The 1412-nt window shown below is 59.1% G+C and carries 1 protein-coding gene; it reads right to left on the bottom strand.

The window, feature by feature from the left end; genetic code table 11:
• Positions 1–319: 319 nt before the first annotated feature.
• The coding region (locus tag KHW85_RS08255; RefSeq protein WP_366494979.1) for a hypothetical protein at positions 320–1412 on the bottom strand (1093 nt) is incomplete at its 5' end.

Here is a 1412-nt window from a genome sequence, read left to right as displayed (position 1 = left end):
AGCGGACATCGGGGAAAAAGCCACACCTCCCCCAGCCACCGTCGGCGGACCCGGAACCGCAGGGGTCACAGGCGGAGCCGGTATCGGAGCCGCATTCGCATTGTTCTTCTCGGTGCTCATCATGCACTCCTCACAACGTTTGACAAACCACAGCCAGGACTGCGGTGTAGCCTGCGCACCCCGCAATCCGGTCGCTCAGACGTGCCCAGTATCACGCCACGCATGCAACGAGTCAAAGAAGGATCGAAGTGCGGATAGTTGGTGCCCGTCCGCTTCCTGCGGACGGGCACCAGGTGTATAGGGACGGCCAAAGCGGACGTTAGAAGGCGAATCGCACCTTAAAGTCCGGCTTGCCATCGGCGGTCAGTTTCAGCACTCCGTTGTCGTCAAAACGCGCGTCAACGTTCACCGTCGAGCCGACGTCGTGCGTTCCTGCGAACAGCGTCCCCTCTGTCGTGACCGTATATGTCACGCTCCCGGAAAATGACGTTGGATCCCAGCCGTACGTTTCAAGAGATGTCGGCTTTTCCTTGATGGAAATAGCGGTGACGCTCTTTCCCCGAATCTGGTTCGAGCAGTCATCCCCCTGATTGCCGGGATAGGTCCCACACTTTTCAACGAGCGCCTGAGCTGCTTCGAGAGCAGCAGCTTCCAGCTTGTCGTTATAGGTCGCCTTGAAGGTAACGTCGCTCTGGCCATCTTGATTTCGAGTGCGCACCTTATCGAGCACGGAGACGGAGACGGGAGTCGTATCAACATACTCGTTCGGCGCGACAGGTGTGAAATTGTATGTACCCGGATAGAAGAGGAAGGAACGCCCTTCGATGTACAGACTTGCTTTGTCAACGGAGGCCTTCGTCTCACCGACGGAGAACTGATCGATTCCATCACCGTCCACGGTCACAGGCACTGCCAGCGAGTCCTGAATCTTCCAGTTATCCAAAACGCCCATCGTCGGCTTATCCGAGGTGACTTTGAAGGCATGGGTGAAGCGTTCCCCGTTCAGCTGCATAGTCGCGGTCACCGTGCGCGTGTCGGAATTGTTGTTCTTGTCCGCAACGACGTCTTCGACGACCAGCAGCGAGGTTGCCGAAGCCATGGCGTCGTCGGTCAGGAAAGTACGCTGATCGTTATCTACCCCGGGATCGACCATCGCCGTGGCCGCGCTCGCCTTACCGGCAGCCAGCAGGTCCAGGTACTTGCGCACCTCGGCCTCGGGCGTACGAGAACTATTCGCCACCTTGATCGCCACCACGCCAGCAATCACCAGCACGACGAGAACACCAACCAGAACCCCGAGCAGCTTCGCCCGATTCTTCCCCTGAGCGGACATCGGGGAAAAAGCCACACCTCCCCCAGCCACCGTCGGCGGACCCGGAACCGCAGGGGTCACAGGCGGAGCCGGTATCGGA

The organism is Actinomyces sp. oral taxon 181, from assembly GCF_018370895.1.
Taxonomy (GTDB): Bacteria; Actinomycetota; Actinomycetes; order Actinomycetales; family Actinomycetaceae; genus Pauljensenia.
This window is presented reverse-complemented; position numbering and strand designations above follow the sequence as displayed.